Origin of the sequence: Flagellimonas sediminis, assembly GCF_010500845.1 — a bacterium.
GTDB classification, from domain to species: Bacteria; Bacteroidota; Bacteroidia; order Flavobacteriales; family Flavobacteriaceae; genus Flagellimonas; species Flagellimonas sediminis.
The window spans coordinates 1-18204 of record NZ_JAAAMI010000001.1 but is presented as its reverse complement, the minus strand read 5'-3'; the positions used below and the strand labels follow the sequence as shown (position 1 = coordinate 18204).

18 protein-coding genes are annotated in these 18204 nt (G+C 42.1%); 6 read left to right on the top strand and 12 right to left on the bottom strand.

Annotated features, from left to right (window positions below; genetic code table 11):
* Position 1 precedes the first annotated feature (1 nt).
* Both GTK07_RS00090 and glpK read right to left on the bottom strand, forming a co-directional pair.
* The gene (locus GTK07_RS00090) at positions 2-730 is read right to left on the bottom strand and encodes an MIP/aquaporin family protein (RefSeq protein WP_163631502.1); all 729 of its coding nucleotides are present in this window, start codon (positions 728-730) and stop codon (positions 2-4) included.
* 30 nt (positions 731-760) lie between these two features.
* The gene (glpK, locus tag GTK07_RS00085; protein ID WP_163631497.1) at positions 761-2257 is read right to left on the bottom strand and encodes a glycerol kinase GlpK; all 1497 of its coding nucleotides are present in this window, start codon (positions 2255-2257) and stop codon (positions 761-763) included.
* A gap of 62 nt (positions 2258-2319) precedes the next feature.
* Between glpK and GTK07_RS00080 the strand changes: the two genes are divergently transcribed.
* Entirely contained in the window at positions 2320-2856 is a 537-nt protein-coding gene (locus GTK07_RS00080; RefSeq protein ID WP_163631494.1) for a DUF1697 domain-containing protein, read from the top strand.
* On the opposite strand, the gene GTK07_RS00075 is transcribed toward GTK07_RS00080, so the two are convergent.
* Positions 2846-3322, bottom strand: coding sequence for a TspO/MBR family protein (locus GTK07_RS00075; protein ID WP_163631491.1), 477 nt, complete (start codon positions 3320-3322; stop codon positions 2846-2848). The genes GTK07_RS00080 and GTK07_RS00075 overlap by 11 nt on opposite strands.
* Positions 3323-3412: 90 nt before the next feature.
* Between GTK07_RS00075 and GTK07_RS00070 the strand changes: the two genes are divergently transcribed.
* The 4 genes from GTK07_RS00070 (at position 3413) to GTK07_RS00055 (ending at position 7400) form a co-directional block, all read left to right on the top strand.
* Positions 3413-4498, top strand: a complete 1086-nt coding sequence (locus GTK07_RS00070; RefSeq protein ID WP_163631488.1) for a diphosphomevalonate decarboxylase — start codon at positions 3413-3415, stop codon at positions 4496-4498.
* A gap of 136 nt (positions 4499-4634) precedes the next feature.
* The gene (locus GTK07_RS00065; RefSeq protein WP_163631485.1) at positions 4635-5573 is read left to right on the top strand and encodes a mevalonate kinase family protein; all 939 of its coding nucleotides are present in this window, start codon (positions 4635-4637) and stop codon (positions 5571-5573) included.
* Between the two features lie 10 nt (positions 5574-5583).
* A complete protein-coding gene (locus GTK07_RS00060) occupies positions 5584-6489 on the top strand; it encodes a geranylgeranylglycerol-phosphate geranylgeranyltransferase (RefSeq protein ID WP_163631482.1) in 906 nt (301 codons plus the stop codon).
* Positions 6490-6551: 62 nt separating this feature from the next.
* Positions 6552-7400: a pseudouridine synthase gene (locus GTK07_RS00055; RefSeq protein ID WP_163631479.1), complete on the top strand. Its 849-nt coding sequence runs from the start codon at positions 6552-6554 to the stop codon at positions 7398-7400.
* Between the two features lie 190 nt (positions 7401-7590).
* Here GTK07_RS00055 and GTK07_RS00050 read toward each other — a convergent pair whose 3' ends face one another.
* Entirely contained in the window at positions 7591-8346 is a 756-nt protein-coding gene (locus GTK07_RS00050; RefSeq protein ID WP_163631475.1) for an SDR family NAD(P)-dependent oxidoreductase, read from the bottom strand.
* A gap of 141 nt (positions 8347-8487) precedes the next feature.
* Between GTK07_RS00050 and GTK07_RS00045 the strand changes: the two genes are divergently transcribed.
* Positions 8488-8799, top strand: coding sequence for a winged helix-turn-helix transcriptional regulator (locus tag GTK07_RS00045; protein ID WP_163631471.1), 312 nt, complete (start codon positions 8488-8490; stop codon positions 8797-8799).
* 217 nt (positions 8800-9016) lie between these two features.
* On the opposite strand, the gene GTK07_RS00040 is transcribed toward GTK07_RS00045, so the two are convergent.
* From GTK07_RS00040 to GTK07_RS00005, 8 genes are all read right to left on the bottom strand, one after another.
* On the bottom strand, positions 9017-9244 hold the full coding sequence (locus GTK07_RS00040; RefSeq protein ID WP_163631468.1) for a helix-turn-helix domain-containing protein: 228 nt from the start codon (positions 9242-9244) through the stop codon (positions 9017-9019).
* 3 nt (positions 9245-9247) lie between these two features.
* Positions 9248-9727, bottom strand: a complete 480-nt coding sequence (locus tag GTK07_RS00035; protein WP_163631465.1) for a DUF2975 domain-containing protein — start codon at positions 9725-9727, stop codon at positions 9248-9250.
* A 202-nt stretch (positions 9728-9929) separates the two neighbouring features.
* Positions 9930-10475 carry a cupin domain-containing protein gene (locus GTK07_RS00030; RefSeq protein WP_163631462.1) on the bottom strand — a complete coding sequence of 182 codons (546 nt, stop codon included), beginning with the start codon at positions 10473-10475 and terminating at the stop codon, positions 9930-9932.
* A gap of 83 nt (positions 10476-10558) precedes the next feature.
* Positions 10559-11362 carry a helix-turn-helix domain-containing protein gene (locus GTK07_RS00025; protein WP_163631459.1) on the bottom strand — a complete coding sequence of 268 codons (804 nt, stop codon included), beginning with the start codon at positions 11360-11362 and terminating at the stop codon, positions 10559-10561.
* 112 nt (positions 11363-11474) lie between these two features.
* The gene (locus tag GTK07_RS00020; protein ID WP_163631456.1) at positions 11475-13664 is read right to left on the bottom strand and encodes a DUF5916 domain-containing protein; all 2190 of its coding nucleotides are present in this window, start codon (positions 13662-13664) and stop codon (positions 11475-11477) included.
* A 222-nt stretch (positions 13665-13886) separates the two neighbouring features.
* Entirely contained in the window at positions 13887-15323 is a 1437-nt protein-coding gene (dgt, locus tag GTK07_RS00015; RefSeq protein WP_163631453.1) for a dGTP triphosphohydrolase, read from the bottom strand.
* Between the two features lie 333 nt (positions 15324-15656).
* On the bottom strand, positions 15657-16145 hold the full coding sequence (locus GTK07_RS00010; RefSeq protein ID WP_163631449.1) for a hypothetical protein: 489 nt from the start codon (positions 16143-16145) through the stop codon (positions 15657-15659).
* Between the two features lie 232 nt (positions 16146-16377).
* A complete protein-coding gene (locus tag GTK07_RS00005) occupies positions 16378-17973 on the bottom strand; it encodes a M1 family metallopeptidase (RefSeq protein WP_163631446.1) in 1596 nt (531 codons plus the stop codon).
* Between the last annotated feature and the right edge of the window lie 231 nt (positions 17974-18204).

Sequence of the window (18204 nt, the reverse complement as noted above, 5' to 3'; positions counted from 1 at the left end):
TTTATTGCAGCACCATGGCCATTACGGCTGCCAATGTAGCACCTAAAATGGGTCCGACTACAGGAATCCAAGAATAGCCCCAACCATTACTTCCCTTGTTTTTAATGGGTACCAAAGCATGAATGATCCGTGGGCCCATATCCCTAGCTGGATTAATCGCGTAACCCGTGGTACCTCCCAATGAAAGACCGATTCCCCAAACAATCAAGGCAACCGGCAATGCACCCAACGACCCTAACCCAATAATGGTGTTGTCCGTTGAAATTACCGCATCGGTAAAATAAAGCACGGCAAAAACCAAAACAAAAGTGCCCAATATCTCGGTCAAAAGATTTAGAAAAGTATTGGGAATCGCCGGTGCATTGCAGAAGACACCTCTTTTGGCATTGCCATCCTCAGTCGCATCAAAATGGTCTTTGTTCATGAGCCAAACCGAAAAAGCGCCGAGCATGGCCCCTGCAAACTGGGCCAAAATATAACTGGGTACGGTATTCCATGGAAATTCCCCTGCCACGGCCAACCCCACGGTAACCGCAGGGTTCAGGTGGGCACCACTGTGGGGGCCGGCAACCACAACCCCCGTGTAGACCGCAAAGGCCCACCCTGTAGTGATCACGATCCACCCAGAACCGTTGCCGTAGGTTTTTTGTAAAGAAACGTTGGCGTTAACGCCGCATCCCAAAAGTATGAGCAAGAATGTGCCCACAATCTCTGAAACAAATGGAGTCATATGTTTGTTTGTTTTTTAGTGGTTGATGATTCAAGGATTTTCGGTCCAATATTCCAAAGCTTTAATGGCCCGGTACCAACCTTGGATCCCTTTTTCAATGGTTTCCCTATCGGTTGATGGATTAAAATGTGCATCGGTTTGCCAGATGTCCTGAATTTCTTCGGGACTTTCCCAGTAACCTACAGCCAAACCGGCCAAATATGCGGCACCCATAACCGTGGTCTCCACAATCTTTGGTCGTACCGTTATCGTATTCAATACATCGGCCTGAAATTGCATGAGCATATCATTGACCGTAGCGCCCCCATCCACGCGGAGTTCTTTGATCGAAATCCCTGAATCTGCTTCCATGGCCTTTAAAATATCCATGGTCTGGTAGGCGATGGATTCCAAGGCGGCTCGGGCAATATGGGCATCAGTGCTACCACGGGTAAGACCAAAAAGCGTACCCTGGGCATGTTGGTTCCAGTGTGGGGCGCCGAGACCTGCAAAGGCAGGCACAAAGTACACGCCTTCGGAACTATCCACGGAACTGGCCAATTTTTCAATCTCCGAGGAAGTCTTGATGATCTTTAGACTATCACGGAGCCATTGTACCACGGCACCTGCAATAAAAATGCTTCCTTCGAGAGCGTATTGCGCCTTCCCGTTGATTTTCCAAGCCACGGTGGTCAGGAGATTGTTCTTGGACACAATAGGTTGTTCACCAATGTTCATCAACATAAAACATCCGGTGCCATAAGTATTCTTGACCATCCCTTTTTTGGTGCACATTTGGCCGAACAAAGCTGCCTGTTGATCCCCTGCAATCCCCGCAATGGGAATTTTGGAAGCAAAGAAATTGGGGCAGGTATATCCGTATACCTCACTGGATTGTTTCACGTCGGGGAGCATGTTTTTGGGAATGGTCAATAGTTCCAAAAGCTCATCGTCCCAATCCATCGTATTGATGTTGAACAACAAAGTACGGGATGCATTGGTCACATCGGTAATATGAAGATTGCCGTCTGTCATTTTCCAAATGAGCCATGTGTCGATGGTGCCCATGGCAAGTTCCCCGGCTTCAGCTTTTTCCCTGGCGCCTTCCACATGATCCAATATCCACTTGACCTTGGTTCCTGAGAAATAGGAATCGATGACCAATCCGGTCTTTTCACGGATCATATCCGATTTCCCTTGTCGTTTCAAATCATCACAATAGGAAGCGGTGCGTTTGTCTTGCCAAACGATGGCGTTGTAAATGGGTTCGTGGGTCTTTCTGTCCCAGACCACAACGGTTTCTCGTTGGTTGGTAATACCGATTGCGGCCATCTGTTCCGCTTTAAGGCCTTTTTTGCTGACAGCTTCGGCTGCCATTCCGGCTTGGGTGGACCAAATTTCGTCGGGATCGTGTTCTACCCATCCGGGTTTGGGGAATATTTGGGTAAATTCTTTTTGTGCTACGGATATAATGGTTCCCTCTTGATCGAAGACCACGGCCCGGGAACTTGTGGTACCTTGGTCCAAAGCAAGGATATATTTGCTCATTTTGTTAATTTAAATGCGCTTGAATTTACTAAAATTACTTCTAGAAACGAATCCAAAATAGCATGAATACCTATATAACCTTGTTGAGGGGCATTAACGTAAGTGGTCAAAAGAGTATAAAAATGGCCGATCTTCGGGAATCCTTGGAGCACATCGGATTCCAAAATGTGCAGACCTACATCCAAAGTGGCAATGTGATTTTTGATACCGATATTGAAGGGAAGGAAAAAATTCAGGATGTTGTCCACGCTGTTATTCTAAAGGATTTCGGATTTAATGTTCCAACTTTAGCGGTTACGCGGGAAGCGGTTGAATCAATTTTAGAAGCCAATCCGTTTACAGGCGAAGAAGAGAACAAACTGTATTTTGTGCTCTTGAAAAGTCCGCCAGAAAAAAGTTTGGTGGACCAGTTCAATGAAATGCAGTTTGAAAACGAGGATTTTCACATCACAAATGACTGTGTCTACCTGCTCTGCAAAAAAGGATACGGGAATTCCAAGCTCAGCAATAACCTTATCGAACGGAAATTGAAGGTAGAGGCCACTACACGGAACCTAAAAACTATGGAAAAACTTTTGGAAATGACCACTAGGGATTGAGTTCCCAAATTTTATAGTTGAGTGCGGATGCAAAAGCGACCCAAAGCAAATAGGGGACCAACAGCAGAGCCGCAGGCTTGCTGATGACCCTGAACCACCGTATCGTAAGCATGATCAAGGTCAACAGGATCAAAATGACCACCAATCCCAATAATGGGTTTTTGAGACCAAAAAAGACAATGCTCCACAGGGCGTTGAACAACAATTGGAACACAAAATGGTAAAGGGCCGTTTTTACCCAAATATGATGGTACCCTTTGGACCATACGATACCCGCCGAAACACCCATCAGAATATAAAGCACTGTCCAGACCGGAGCAAATAAGGAGTTGGGTGGGGTAAAGCCGGGTTTGTTCAAGGTCACATACCAATCGTTTACCGAACTCTGTGTGGCAATGCTCGATAAAAACCCTATTAAAAGGCAAACGGCAACACTAATGGTTATGTAAAGGATTCTTTTTTTCATGGTCGGTGCAAGTGCAACTAAAATAAGAATTTATTTGAATCCGAGTCCCAGTAAGTGCACGGCACCTTATATTTGCCCAAACTTGGTTTCATGACGGAAAAAGATTTTCTGCCCAAAAACTATGAGAATTTGCCCATCAAAGGCAAGACCACTTGGAAAGCCCCCAGTAATATTGCCTTGGTGAAATATTGGGGAAAAAAACCGGTGCAGATCCCAGCCAACCCCTCCATCAGTTTTACGTTGGATGCTTGTGCGACTACCACTTCCATATCTTTTGAAAAAAGGCAAAAAGGGAATGATTTTTCTTTTGAGCTTTTTTTTGAAGGGAAGCCAAAGGAAGATTTTAAGCCCAAGGTCAATACTTTTTTCGAGCGGGTAGAAGCTTATTTGCCCTTTTTGAAGGACTATCATTTTACCATAGAAACTTCCAATAGCTTTCCACATAGCAGCGGTATTGCCAGTTCTGCAAGTGGTATGGCGGCCCTTTCCCTGTGTTTGATGGACATCGAAAAAATGTTGGTGCCTGATATGGATTTATCATCCTTTAAAGCCAAAGCTTCATTTTTGGCCCGGTTGGGGTCAGGAAGTGCTTGCAGGAGTATTGAAGGCCTATTGATCGAGTTCGGGATGCATGACCATATTCCTGGAAGTTCCGATCTGTTCGGAATTCCCTATCCGTTTGAGGTGGATGAGGTCTTTAAAACATTCCAAGACACCATTTTGTTGGTCCATAAGGGAGAAAAGCAAGTGAGCAGCACGGTGGGCCACCAATTGATGCACGGACATCCGTATGCCGAAAACCGGTTTCAACAGGCTCTACAAAATATGGACGCCTTAAAGCCTATTTTTGCCAATGGGGATTTGGATGGGTTCATCAAATTGGTCGAGAGCGAGGCACTGACACTTCATGCCATGATGATGACCAGCATGCCTTATTTTATGTTGATGAAACCCGATACGTTGGCCATCATCCACAAAATCTGGAGATTTAGGGAGGCCTCCAAAGTGCCTGTATGTTTCACTTTGGACGCAGGGGCCAACGTGCATTTGATTTACCCCGAGCATGTAATGGAAACAGTCCATCAATTTATTGATGACCAATTGGCCAAGCACTGTGAAAATGGACATTACATCCACGACGGGGTAGGCCTCGGTGCCCAAAAAATAAATAGCTAAAACTGAGACGGTAAGCACTTTTTTTACGTTCTTTGCGTTGCTTTTTGTGAAAGAGTACAATTAGAAAGAGCAAATCATTTTGTTTATCGTATTTTTTAAAAAATTAAACAAAATATTTGTATCTTAGTATTAGCATATGAAAGGTCCACTGTTCTATTCAAAAATTTTGCTTTTCGGGGAGTACGGTATCATCAAAGATTCCAAAGGACTTTCCATTCCCTATAATTTTTTCAAAGGTGCCTTAAAATGGGACAGCAATCCCTCTGAGATGGCCCAAAAATCCAATGCAAGTCTGAAAGCTTTCGCAGGATATTTGAAAAATTTGGAAAAGCAGGACAAGGATTTGGTTTCCTTTAATATGGAAGCCTTGGATACTGATATTGCCAATGGCATGTATTTTGACAGTTCCATTCCGCAAGGGTATGGAATTGGAAGTAGCGGGGCCTTGGTTGCCGCCATTTATGACCGTTATGCCAAGGACAAGATTACCGTTCTTGAAAATTTGACCCGGGACAAATTGCTGCAGTTGAAAAGGATTTTCGGAAAAATGGAATCCTTTTTCCACGGAAAATCTTCAGGGTTGGATCCCTTGAACAGCTACTTGAGCTTGCCCATTTTGATCAATTCACAGGACAACATCGAATCCACTAGTATACCTTCCCAAAATACAAACGGTAAGGGTGCCGTGTTTTTGTTGGATAGCGGAATTACTGGGGAAACAGCTCCCATGGTGCAGATTTTCATGGAAAAAATGAAGCAGGAAGGTTTCCGTAACATGGTGAAGAACCAGTTCATCAAACATACCGATGCCTGTGTTGAGGATTTCTTGAACGGAAATGTAAAATCCCTTTTCGGGAACCTGAAGCAACTTTCCCACGTGGTCTTGGATCACTTCAAACCTATGATTCCAGCCAAGTTCCACCAACTTTGGCAACAGGGCATCGAAACCAATGATTACTACCTAAAACTCTGCGGATCAGGAGGTGGAGGTTACATTTTGGGCTTCACCGAAGATTTGGAAAAGGCCAAAAAAGCACTGAAAGATTATAATCTAGAGGTGGTATACAATTTCTAAAAGCAATTCCATGCTTAGTAGAAAAAACAAACTCCTGCTTTTTAAGCTATTGAGTCTGTTTTCCGTGGTTCGGGGGTACAACATTTTGGTCATCACTATAGCCCAATATTTGGCATCCATTTACATTTTGGCACCGGAAATACCCTTGCGAAAGGTAATCTTCGACCTTAATCTTTTTTTGATCGTTACCGCTTCGGCCCTCGTCATAGCAAGTGGCTATATCATCAACAATTTTTACGATGCGGAAAAAGATCTGATCAATAAGCCCACCAAAAGTATGCTGGACCGTTTGGTGAGCCAGAATTTTAAGCTTACTACGTATTTTATCCTGAATTTTTTGGCAGTATTTGCGGCCAGTTATATCTCGTTTAGGGCGGTGCTCTTCTTTTCAGCCTATATTTTTGGTATTTGGTACTACTCGCACAAGCTCAAACGCATACCTTTTTTGGGCAACTTGGTTTCTGCCACGTTGGCCATTGCGCCCTTTTTTGTGGTGTTCGTGTATTACCACAATTTTAAAACGGTCATTTTTGTCCACGCCCTGTTTCTGTTCCTATTGATATTGGCTCGGGAAATGATCAAGGATATGGAAAGCATGGTAGGAGACATGGCCCAAAATTATAGGACCATTCCCATTATTTATGGCCCCAAAACATCAAAAAGGTTGATTACCCTATTGGTACTTTTGACCTTGGTACCGGCCTTTTTGTTGATCAAGATTTTTGACGTGGGTTACATGTACCTCTACTTTGTGGCCAGCATTATTTTATTGATCGTTTTCTTAGTGTTGCTCTGGAAGGCCGAGGGCAAAAAACACTACGTTTGGTTGCACAATATTCTAAAATTCATCATCGTGGCCGGTGTGGTCAGTATTCTATTGATCAATGTGGATGTGGTGCTCAACCGAATCCTGTAATTATTTGTCCACGAGGTTTTTTGGAGCCGAAAAAGGTTACATTTGCAAAAAATTGATGACTGATGATGAGATCAGACAATAACCGCAAAGGTAAGCCTACAAGAAGTGGCCGTGAGGGAGGCAATTCTCCAAAGCCATATGGCAAAAAATTTGCTTCACAACCCAAAAAAAGTGCAGCTCCACAGAAAAAATCCAATCCCGACGAAATCCGCTTGAACCGATATATTGCCAATGCCGGTATTTGTTCCCGAAGGGAAGCGGACACTTATATCGCCGCCGGTAATGTGACCGTAAACGGTAAGCCGGTCACCGAAATGGGTTACAAGGTAAAACGTTCCGATGATGTGCGTTTTGATGGCAAAAGGCTCAGCATGGAGAAGAAGGAATACATTCTGCTCAACAAACCCAAAAACTTTATCACCACCACCAGCGATGAAAAGGGAAGACGCACCGTAATGGAACTGATTTCCAGTGCCAGTAGTGCCCGTTTACTGCCTGTAGGAAGGTTGGATAGGAACACCATGGGGCTGTTGCTTTTTACCAATGATGGTGAGCTGACCAAAAAACTTACCCATCCCAAACACGGGGTACGTAAGATCTACCATGTGCATTTGGACAAAAGTTTGAGTGTTGCCGATCTTCATAAAATAGAAGCAGGCCTGGAGTTGGAAGACGGCCCCATAGAAGTGGATAGCATCAGTTTTGTACAAGGGGCTCCCAAAAGGGAACTGGGGATTGAAATACACAGTGGTCGTAACAGAATCGTACGCCGAATCTTTGAACATTTGGGTTACGAAGTAACCAAACTGGACCGCGTGATCTTTGCCGGACTTACCAAAAAAGATTTACCTAGAGGTCATTGGCGCCATTTGACCGAGCAAGAGGTGATTAATTTGAAGAATATAAAGTAATTCCAAAGGAAGATTATTTGGGATGCATTTATCGGTATCGTATACGAGCCGTAGCGGATTTTCACTCAAAAACTTTCGGTTCAGTGTACCTCAATTACAAAAAAAGCCATAGACGAAGTTCAAATTCCGCTATGGCCTATGCTATTGTTACGGGCAGTGTTTATTTCAATGGATGATAGTTGGTGAAAGGTTAAAATCCATATATTCCACCTGAGGCAGCAATTTTTTGTCCATTTATCCAACCTGCTTCTTCAGAAGCAAGAAAAACCGCAACTTTAGCTATGTCTTGGGGTTGACCAATTCTGCCAAATGGTGTTTTCTCAATTAACATCTTTTCCAGATCGCTACCTGTAATTCCCGCTGTTATAGTTCCTTCGGTTTTTACACCACCTGGTAAAAGAGAATTGATACGAATATTTCTACCACTAAATTCCTTGGATAGCGAAACTGTTATTGCATCTAGTGCTGCCTTGGTAGCTGAGTATTCCGAAATGCCTGCCATTGGAGAATTACTTACTTCTGAACTCACATTGATAATTACTCCACCTTTTGTACCGAATGCTTTTACCGTTTCTCTTATAGTCAATAAGGAACCTAGGACATTAATGTTAAATAGCTTACGAAATGTATCCTCTGTTACTTCTTCAATTGGCGCAGAGGGATATATACCTGCATTATTTACCAAAATATCCAGAGAGCCATAATTCTTTAACGTTTCTTCAAAAAGATGTAATACCTCATTTGTTTTTGAAACATCCGCCTTTATTGCCAATGCATGACCTCCCTTCCCAATAATTGCTTTTACAACTTTATCAGCACCGATTTTATCGGATGCATAATTAACAACAACCTTTGCACCTTCTGTTGCATAGTGTTCGGCGATGGCCGCACCAATTCCTTTGGATGCCCCGGTAACTATTGCTACTTTGTTTTTTAATCTATTCATTTTTTAATCTCCTTTAAATTTGAGGTACAAAAGTAAATTAGAATTATTTACTTTAGTAACTTTGTAACTAAAAGTAACAGTAACTAAAAAGTAACAATGTAACTTATGGCCGAAAATAGTTGTTTGCGGAATCAAAAAAATATGATGGCCATTCAGGATTCAATGGATGTGCTGAGTGGAAAATGGAAAATCTCGATCATCTCATCTATTTGTTTTTATGAAAAGCGAAGATTCTCCGATATATTGAAGGATGTTGTAGGGATTTCCAACAAAATGTTGAGTCAAGAATTAAAAGGTTTGGAAATGAACAAACTCGTTAAAAGAACCGTTCTGGACACTCAGCCACCTCAGGTTCTGTATGAACTTACAGCACATGGAAAGAGTCTCCAAACAATAATCAATAATCTAATCGATTGGGGCAAAGCCCATAGAAAGAAAATTATTGGGAAGTAATTCATCTTATAATCAAACGGTCAGTCTCTGCGAGGTCTGTCCTAACATTGTCTATAGCGTTAATGATATGGACTGATACTGAATCAAGTTCAGCACAGGTAAATGAAGTTCGTATTTTTTCCGGTTAAGTTCCATTGGCAATTCCCCGATACCTAATTTGGGCTTAGGATAAAAAATTAGTCCAGAGGACATTGGCACCATTTGACCGAACAGGAAATCATCCATTTGAAGATGATTCTGTATAATGGACATATTCCAAAATATCTCCAGGTTGACAGTCCAGGGCCTTACAAATAGCTTCCAACGTACTAAATCGAATGGCCTTCGCCTTTCCCGTCTTTAAAATGGAAAGGTTGGACAATGTTAAACCCACAATTTCTGACAGTTCGTTCAATGACATTTTTCGCTTTGCCATCATCACATCAACGTTTACAACAATTGGCATAGCTTATATGGTTAGGTCGTTTTCAGATTTCATATCAATGGCATTTTGCAGGATCTTTTCAAGGACCGCCACTAGGGTGGCAACCACAACACAAATAAAGATGGTTATGGTGCAGAGCATAAGAAAGCCTGCAGGATCGTCATCTTCATGGTGGAAAAATCGTATGTAAAGCGCTGCCAACCCAATTAGGCCACTTAAACTGATCGCACAATACTTGATGCTTTTCAAAATGCGGATGGAGTCCATCGTAAACAATTTGTTGTGAGCAATATACCCGAGTAATTTGAAGGCTTTAAATAAGGATATAAAAAAGGCAATCGAAGAAACGTAGCCGTACAAAATAAAGGGGTCGGTATAAATGCTGAAAAGGTCCAAGTTTTGGGCCCTTCCTTCCATTAATGGAAACCGAACCAGAATAATAAGGGCCACTATTGCAATGAGTGCCAGTACCAACTGAAGAAATCGAATGGAGGTTGTTTTCATGATGACAACTTTGAACAAGAGATTTTAAAAATATAAAAATTTATTGAAAAACAATAAAAAAACATTATATATTGATAAATATCTGCCTTTTTACGTAACATCTATGCCTAATACCTTCAATGGCTGCGGAAGACAGGTATTATGCCACAAAAAACGGTTCGGGTTTTTACCCGAACCGTCTTTCATTTTTCCGCTGATTTTTTTAGATAAAGCTAATTCCTTGTTTACCACAGATTTCGGCCACCTTGGCAAAATCCGGTGCGCCTTCTGGTAGTGCTGCCAACTCTTTGAACATATGCTCGATTCCGGCCGGAAATGCCGCGGTGATCATTTTGGCCTTTTGTGTGCCCACCACAGTCCAGGCATGTACAATATCCCTTGGAGCAAAAGCCAGATCCCCTGCCTTTAAAAGTGTTGTTTTACCTCCCACCATAATTTCTACCTCTCCTTCGATCACCCTAAAAATTTCATCCTCTTTCGTGTGTATGTGAGGTGGAATACCAACACCCGGATCTACATGGCTCACCCATTCCACAATTTGGTTGCCTGTATCGCTTCCGGATAATTTATGTGTTTGAATATCACCCAAAACATTCAGCACAATACCATCCTCTCCTTTGATGATTTTGGGCTCAATGGGATTTGCGGAACTAGTGTTTGGCGAACTAATTTGTCCCCTGACCAATCCCGGCATTAGGGCAAGACCCAAGCCTGCCCCCGAGGTTTTGATGAATTTCTTTCTGTCCATAATTTAAGTTTGTCACAAATTATGTCCGTCCAAAGAATTCGGCAATGTGAAAATCACGGTTTTATCCTAGATTTTGGGAGCAATTAACCGTTTCTTAGGGTAGAAGGGGTGATTCCGGTATGGGTCTTGAAAAAATAGCTGAAATAATCGGGAGAAGTAAAGCCCAGTTCAAAACTGATTTCCTTTATGGTCTTACTTGAAAATTTTAGGGCATGCCTGGACCGCATCAACAATTGCTCAATAATGATGCTTTTAGAACCCACATTAAGGACATCCTTTACACATTCATTCAAATATTTTGGAGAAATATTGAGTAAATCGGCATATTCTGCCACCTCATGATATTCAACTACGTGCTTGTCCACCAATGTTTTAAAATTATACACCACATTGGTCTTGGAATCGATGTTGGAGGCCACCGATTTAATATTGCATTGTCCATCGCAATGCACAAAAAAAGTGTTCAACAGGGAAAATATGGCGTCGTCCTTATGGTTCAAATGGGAGCCCAAAAGTTCATCGATCATCTCCAAAATGGCCTGGGTTCTTTTCTCGATCCCAGGACTCAGTTTGAAGAGCGGGATTTCACCTGCATTAAAAATCCGGACCTGATTGATGTGCAAATTGCTCAATAGGGGATAGTTCAAGACCTGATTGTCCAAGTATAAAGTGTAACCGCAAGATGTTGAACCATCTTTCTTTTTGATTTTCCACTGTGTTTTGGGATCAAGGAAGTAAATGGAATTGGACACATTTTTATACCGAACGTGGTTGATCTCTATCCACTTCACCTCGTTTTTGATCCAACAGACGGTATAATGACTATCCTTCTCTTTTAAAGTGGTTTCATGGATGATTTGTGTGATGTGGACTGAATCGGGCTTCATTTTTCAATATTGACGAAGTTGGTCAATGATGTTTATCCAAACTATAGATCTTACAATGCCTTCTCAATATCGAAAAAAAGAAGGATTTAACAAAACAGCACCCTTTTCTAGCTTATCGATTGAACCAATAGGTCATCTTCAATGTGAGGGACCAAACCTTTCCTTCCAGTGGTGACAACTGCTCATTGCTGTTAAAAACCAAAAAGAGGTCCGATGCCGGGGCATATCGCCATTGAAATCTCGAATTTAGGCTAAAGTTTCGGCTTTGTTCATTGTATTGGAACAGGGTGGACCAGAACAATTTGTTGGTAAAAGTGATATCGGCCTCCGAGCCTACCAACCAAAAATCCGTAGTGTACCAAGGACTGGGCAGATCCAAGTTGTTGTAACTCAATGTGGCGGCCAAACTTACATAAGGTTGAAATCGGTACCCCAATTGTGCGTTCAGATTGGTGCGGTATCCACTGGAAAAATAGCGGCCCAGGCGACTCGAAAGCATATAAGTGAACAGACTTTTGGGTTTTGAACTGTACTCCATGTATACACCGTTCCAATGGTGTCGTGTCCCAGTGGCCAACTCCGGTTGATCGGTATTGGTAGGATCAAAGGGAGCCAAAAGCTCTACATATTCATTAAAAAGATTGATATTGAATGCACTTCGGTTTATAAAATTCACCTGATAGCCCAAAATGCTCACGTAGTCCGTGGAGTGCATGCTGGGATTAAAAAAGTATTGTCCTCTAAATGTAGGGCCATGGCTCACTACCGTTTCGCTTGCCGGTAAGAAAAGATATCCCGCCGATCCATTGAACTTGATATAGTTGTTCCTAGGTACAAAGCCTACCTCCGAAACGTAATTTTTAGAGATGTACTCTTGTTGTACACGCCAGTTCCATTGCCGGCTGCTATACTCCAAATGGGCTCCTTGGGCAAATCCATTTTCCGTGGATTCAGGCCCGAATGATTTGAGCATGAACAGTTTTCCTGAATACTTGTTGTCGCTGGAGGCCAAGTTGTATTCCAAACCCAGGTTTCGGTTGAACTTCGTATAAGTGGTCTTTAGGCTATCAGCTAGGGCATCATAATCCATGGATTCTTTGTTGACGAACATTAGGCCGATGTTGGAACGTGAAAACACCTTTTGCTGCAAGGACAGCACCGCAAAATTCTGACTGGGCAATCCGGTTTCGTCCACTTTTTCCGTCTGCATGTCCATAAGGCCCAACCGAAGGTTTCGGTTGAGGTTGCCACTTATCCGTGCCCCTGCAATGATAGGTACACCCAAACCGATACGGCGTGAGAAGAATGGGCGGATGGTCTCATACCCAAAACTGGAAAACAGGTCGGCATTTTCGAGGAAAAATTGCCTTCTTTCGGGGAAAAAGAGCTCAAAACGTGTCAAATTGGCCACTTGGCGGTCCACATCTACCTGCGAAAAATCCGGGTTGATGGTCAGGTCCAGGTTCAAAGAGGAGGAAAGTCCCAGCTTCACATCGCCACCCACCTTAAATTCGTTGTCATAGGCAATGCCATCGATGCTAGAATCACCAACCGTTCCCAACACATAAGGAATCAGGGAATAGTTGAGTCCTTGATCCGGGGGAGGATTGTCCCAAACCAGGTTTCCAGTAAACGCCAAAGACGCCGTTGGAAATTGCCTGGAAATAGGTGTCCAGCTCGATTTTTCGTTGGTACTGAGGTCCAATCGGGAGAAGTTGATGCCCCATTCCTTTACCCCTTTCTCATAGCGGATGGATTTGAAGGGAATGGCCATTTCCACCACCCATTTGTCGTCATAATTCTGTACTTCCGAGACCCATTTACTGTCCCAGTTCAGATCTACACTGCCCCCGTTGGACATGGTACCGTCCCATTGCGCGCCATAAGCGTTGGCCCCAAAACTAAATCCGGTGGTCTGGTTGTTGAAGGGGTCCATGAACAACAGAAAATTATCGTTCCCTCCAAAACTGAAGTCCCTCCGTAGCGACTCCACCACGTAGGTATTTCCAGGGGTTTTGAAAAAAGTGGCCAAAAGGTACAGATGTTTGTCATCGTAAGCCATTTTCACTTCCGAAGGTTGGGTGGCCTTGCGATCATCCATTGGGAGTACCATAAAAAAGTCGTTCGCAGGCTCGGCTGTTTGCCAAGTGGCTTCGTCTCCCTTGCCGTCTATGGTAAAGGTTTCCTCGGTTTTTTGGATATGGATGTTATAGACTGCATTTTTCTTTTGGGCAAAGGAGTAGACACCAAAAAGCAGCAAGGCCAATAGGAGTACAGGGGATTTCAAGTATGGGTTGGTCATTTTTAGTTTGTGCGCTAAAAATAAGAAATTACTCGGTTTTATGGTGATAAATCAAGAAGAGTATATTTTTTTTGGTTTTGGATTGAGAGAATGGCAAAAAGGGGTTGGTTTGAGCAAGGGGTAGAAGTAAATGAAACTTATGAAGTTTGCGTAAACTAGTCTTGGGAAAGGGAAATAAGTCATTTTGAGCCAAAAAAATAATTTCCGACGTTGTAGATTCTTTTATAGAGGCTTAAAAATTGTTTCGGGATTTTCAGATGTTAGTCGACCATAAAAGTTAATTGCATATTTATTGGTCATGCCAGCAATGAAATCACAAATAATTCTGGGTTTTTCCTTCTCTTTCACCTCAAGATAAATTTCTTGATAGTCTTTAGGTAAAAGCAGGTATCCATTATCATTTGAAATTGTATCAAAAATCTTTTTTACGATTTCTTTTCCTCTAAGTTCAGCAATCTTTAATTTTGGCGAGAGTATCTGAGATTCATAAATAAGAGTTTTTAATACTTCAATTTCTACTTTTGTTTCATCATCAATATAGGCGTTAGAAAGTATTGGATTTTCTTTGTTAAGCTGCAATGATACTTTTCTTATGAACTTTCCAACAAGACGTGACGTGAACTGAGTTCTAAAAGAACCATTGGATGCAATGTTCTGAGAACTTCTATAGGCATTACCAACGTGGAAATATATTATTTCATCTTTATTATCTTTAGTAATCTTTATTTTATCAATTTCTTCTGTTGAATTTAAAATACCACCAAATAATGAAATTAAAACCTCACTTATTGCGTCTGCATTAAGATTTAAACTAGTTCTTTCATTAACTGATTTTACAACTCTTTCCAATAATGCAGGGCTAGGATAAAGAAGGTCAATTGGAGTTAAAAAATTAGCTTTAAATGAATCTTCTAAGTCATAGTTACAATAAGAGATATCATCTGCAATATCCATAATTGAACACTCTAAAGTTTTAAATTTAGAGATGTTATCCTTCCCAAGTAATTTCTTTTTGAGTTCTTTTATAATCCGTTCTTCAGATTTGTAATATCCCTTGACCGGTTTAATATTCTCGCCTTTTAATTTATGGAACTTATGCCTTTGCTCTATAGAAAACGGGATTACGTTATCATATTTAAGAATAGACGCTATGGACCTATATGTTAAGTTTAAACCTTTGCGAATATCATTGGATTTATCATCGATACCAGTTAGGAATCGCTCGTCTATAAGCTTTTTCTCAATTTTAGTTATAATGCGTAAAGTCTGAGCGTTTCCTTCAAAACCTCCATAATCAAGCATACATTCATCTAAAGCTTCTTCTCCCTGATGGCCAAATGGAGGATGGCCTAAATCATGCGCAAGTGATGAAAATGAAATGAGATCTTCATCTATGTTTAATTTGTGCTCGTGATTTAATTTTCTTGCAATCGATTTTGCAATTTGTGCAACTTCTAATGAATGTGTTAGACGATTTCTGAAAAAATCTGATTCGTTGTGAGGAAAAAGTTGTGTTTTCCCGGTTAGTCTTCTAAAACTTGGGCTATGAAGTAATCTAGCATAGTCACGCCAAAAATGAGACCTATATGGTTCAGGATCTAGAGTGGATTCGTTTTCCTTGCCGAATCTGAGATAATCATTTTCCGTGTAGAGATTCAACTAAGTATATTATTTTCCTTTGGATAACCTAGTTCCAGCAGATGTAGGCCTTGTTTGAACGTGAGCTCTTAATTTAGTAGGCACATAAATAGTTTTTGATGTGACTCTATTGGATTGGGCAATTATCTTGCCTGTGGCAGAATTTCTTGCGTGTTTGGACATATGTAAATATAGTAATTAATTTCTAAAAAATTTAAATTCAAATTTCCTGTAAATATTGTTAAGAAAAATTCCGGAAATTATTGGTTTAAACAGGACGAAAAGATTATCTAAAACAAAAATCCCCAACACCTGCTGTGTGGGGAATCCTTTTTTCAAACAAAACTCAGATACTCAACTTTGCTTAGGTTCTTGGGTTTCCGGTTTTTGGCCGTATTGTTCCAAGAATTTCTTTTGCATGTCCATCATGCGTTTCTGGATCTCGTCCAGATCCATAAAGTCCTTGCCAATGGGACTTTCAAAGAAATCTTCCTTAAAAAACCGTTGGGTGAACAGGGAATCATCGGCAAAAAAGCTGTGAAAATCTTCCTCATTGAACGGGGAAAAGCTGCCCGAAAATCTTGAGGTGAAGGACTGCAACAAACTGTCCTTGTCCATGCGGTCCAATTTATCGGCATAATCCGAAGAGGACCAGGTGTAAATGGAGTCGTACCGGATCAGGTTACCGTCCTTGTCAAATTCCCGGTTTACCTTCCAGTCGCCCTTGGGCTGTTCCATGGTAACTTTGTCCTTGTTTTCCGTTGTTTGATCTGTTTTGTGTTCTTGACCATGGCAGCTTACCATCAAGAGCATGGCGGGTACCAACATCAATGTACTTTTCATGTTGCTCAAATTTTAGGTTATACACCAGTTATTTTGGTGGCTTTCCTGTGTCAAGTGGCGCCAAGAAAACCACTTTAAATGTCAAACATGACACTGCAAAATAAATACCAAAGCGAGGGTTTTGTTCACTGAATAGCGAACCTTAATACATTTTTAAGAGCTAAGCAGGTCTAGTGTAAATGAATCGTTAAAGTGTTGGATGTCAGGATGTCATCATTTGATGACAACGCCTTTAGGGTTTCCCCATGTCTTGGAACAAGGTCCATTGGTTGGGATCCAACACCACGGAATCAGGTTTCTCTTTGGTATTGATCTCGAAGCTTTGGGACCGTTCTTTCATTTCGATGGTTTCCACAGTGGTCTGCCCGTCCTTTACCAAACCGATTTCCAAAGGAAATTGAAATACATGATGCTCCTGTGTTTGCTCCAAATGGAGAATGACCTTCCCTTTTTTGTGTTCCCAGTCCCATTTTAATTGGGGGTGCCCTTTGGTGAAGAGCCATTGCTGGAAGAAGGCTTCCAGATTTTGCCCTGATACCTCTTCCATCACATTGCGGAAATCGTCGGTAAGGGCATTGCTGTTTTGGTAGGTAGCATAATATTTTTGAATGCCTTCCCAAAAGGTGTGGTTGCCCAACTTATGGCGGAGCATGTTCAACACCCAACCGCCTTTTTGGTAGGTGTTGGTGCTCAATACTTTCATCGGGTCCTGAATGGTAAGGTCCACGATCGGGGATGGATTTTTGAGGTGATAGTCAAAGATTTCGTTCTTGTCAATGGCCAGTTCCTCTTTTCTTCGCTCATCGCCATACACACTTTCCAAATAAAGAATGCAGAAATAGGTGGCAAACCCTTCGCTGAGCCACACGTGGTTCCAGCTTTTCTCGGTGGCCGAATTCCCGAACCATTGGTGAGCAATTTCATGGGCGATCAAGGGTTCCACGGTCTTGTTACCGGTCACGGAGTTTTCAAAATAGGCAATGGTACCTGCATTTTCCAGTCCGCCCCATTGCGTCTTGGCCTGCATATTGGCCAATTTGGCATAGGAATACGGCCCGATGTGATTGATAAAATATTCCAGAACATCCTTCGCCACGGTATAATCACCAAAGCCTTCCAAACGGTTTTGTGGGTATACCCATGCGGAAACCTCAATGTTGTCTACTTCGCCCACCACCCTTGATGCAAATTCGGTCACTCCAATGGTCATCACCTTTGTGGCCACGGGGGCGGGTTCTTGGTAAATGGTCAGTTTATATCCGTTCTCCAGATTGCTCTCTTCCTGTTTTTTGCCGGTCGCCACCACATCGTAATGATCGGGAGCAGTTATTCGGAACTCCACACTGGCTTTATCGTATGGATGGTCCACGGAGGGAAGCCAGTGCCGCGCCAAATTGGGCCAATTGTCCCCAAAAAAGGAACGCTTTCCAAATTTGGTCGTGGAAATGACGAGACCCCGCTCAGGAATGCCCTGATATTTTACAGTATAGGTTTGTGTGGTTCCTGCTGAGCTAGCTGGAATGATGTTGATCTTGTTATCTTCATAGGAATAATTGGCAGATGCCGCCCCTTCCAAAACCTCTGTGACTTCCATACCAAATTCCCCCGATTTTTGAATGAGGTCTAATGAAAAGGGCACTGGTTCGGACGTAAAGGAAACCGTAATCTCGGCCTCTCCCTTGATTTCGTTGTTTTCATCGTTCAGACTAAGTCCGAAAATATAGTTTTGGACATCCACGGATTGGTTTTTGGGGTACAGGTCTTGGGCATTTCCTAAGAGGGAAACCAAGGCAAAAGCCAGAAGGGAGGTCAGAATTCTTTGTTGCATAACGAAACCACTACAATTGATGGTTCAAGATACAATTTTGGAAAAGAGCTTTGGTAATTTTTTGAATGGAACTGAAAGAGTTGGGATTTTACAATTTCACTTATCGTGTTTGGCTATGGTTTCGTTGCGTGAAAATCCGCGCGGATTTTCCGCCGTAAACCGAAGATAGCAAATTTGCAAGGACTTTCCGAAAGGAAAGTCAGAAGCAATGAACTATAGCCGGTGTTGTGT

Bases quoted from the DNA above. Each gene is read 5' to 3' on its own strand.
- GTK07_RS00090 (WP_163631502.1), bottom strand. From the start codon at position 730: ATGACTCCATTTGTTTCAGAGATTGTGGGCACATTCTTGCTCATACTT.
- glpK (WP_163631497.1), bottom strand. From the start codon at position 2,257: ATGAGCAAATATATCCTTGCTTTGGACCAAGGTACCACAAGTTCCCGG.
- GTK07_RS00080 (WP_163631494.1), top strand. From the start codon at position 2,320: ATGAATACCTATATAACCTTGTTGAGGGGCATTAACGTAAGTGGTCAA.
- GTK07_RS00075 (WP_163631491.1), bottom strand. From the start codon at position 3,322: ATGAAAAAAAGAATCCTTTACATAACCATTAGTGTTGCCGTTTGCCTT.
- GTK07_RS00070 (WP_163631488.1), top strand. From the start codon at position 3,413: ATGACGGAAAAAGATTTTCTGCCCAAAAACTATGAGAATTTGCCCATC.
- GTK07_RS00065 (WP_163631485.1), top strand. From the start codon at position 4,635: ATGAAAGGTCCACTGTTCTATTCAAAAATTTTGCTTTTCGGGGAGTAC.
- GTK07_RS00060 (WP_163631482.1), top strand. From the start codon at position 5,584: ATGCTTAGTAGAAAAAACAAACTCCTGCTTTTTAAGCTATTGAGTCTG.
- GTK07_RS00055 (WP_163631479.1), top strand. From the start codon at position 6,552: ATGATGAGATCAGACAATAACCGCAAAGGTAAGCCTACAAGAAGTGGC.
- GTK07_RS00050 (WP_163631475.1), bottom strand. From the start codon at position 8,346: ATGAATAGATTAAAAAACAAAGTAGCAATAGTTACCGGGGCATCCAAA.
- GTK07_RS00045 (WP_163631471.1), top strand. From the start codon at position 8,488: ATGATGGCCATTCAGGATTCAATGGATGTGCTGAGTGGAAAATGGAAA.
- GTK07_RS00040 (WP_163631468.1), bottom strand. From the start codon at position 9,244: ATGCCAATTGTTGTAAACGTTGATGTGATGATGGCAAAGCGAAAAATG.
- GTK07_RS00035 (WP_163631465.1), bottom strand. From the start codon at position 9,727: ATGAAAACAACCTCCATTCGATTTCTTCAGTTGGTACTGGCACTCATT.
- GTK07_RS00030 (WP_163631462.1), bottom strand. From the start codon at position 10,475: ATGGACAGAAAGAAATTCATCAAAACCTCGGGGGCAGGCTTGGGTCTT.
- GTK07_RS00025 (WP_163631459.1), bottom strand. From the start codon at position 11,362: ATGAAGCCCGATTCAGTCCACATCACACAAATCATCCATGAAACCACT.
- GTK07_RS00020 (WP_163631456.1), bottom strand. From the start codon at position 13,664: ATGACCAACCCATACTTGAAATCCCCTGTACTCCTATTGGCCTTGCTG.
- GTK07_RS00010 (WP_163631449.1), bottom strand. From the start codon at position 16,145: ATGAAAAGTACATTGATGTTGGTACCCGCCATGCTCTTGATGGTAAGC.
- GTK07_RS00005 (WP_163631446.1), bottom strand. From the start codon at position 17,973: ATGCAACAAAGAATTCTGACCTCCCTTCTGGCTTTTGCCTTGGTTTCC.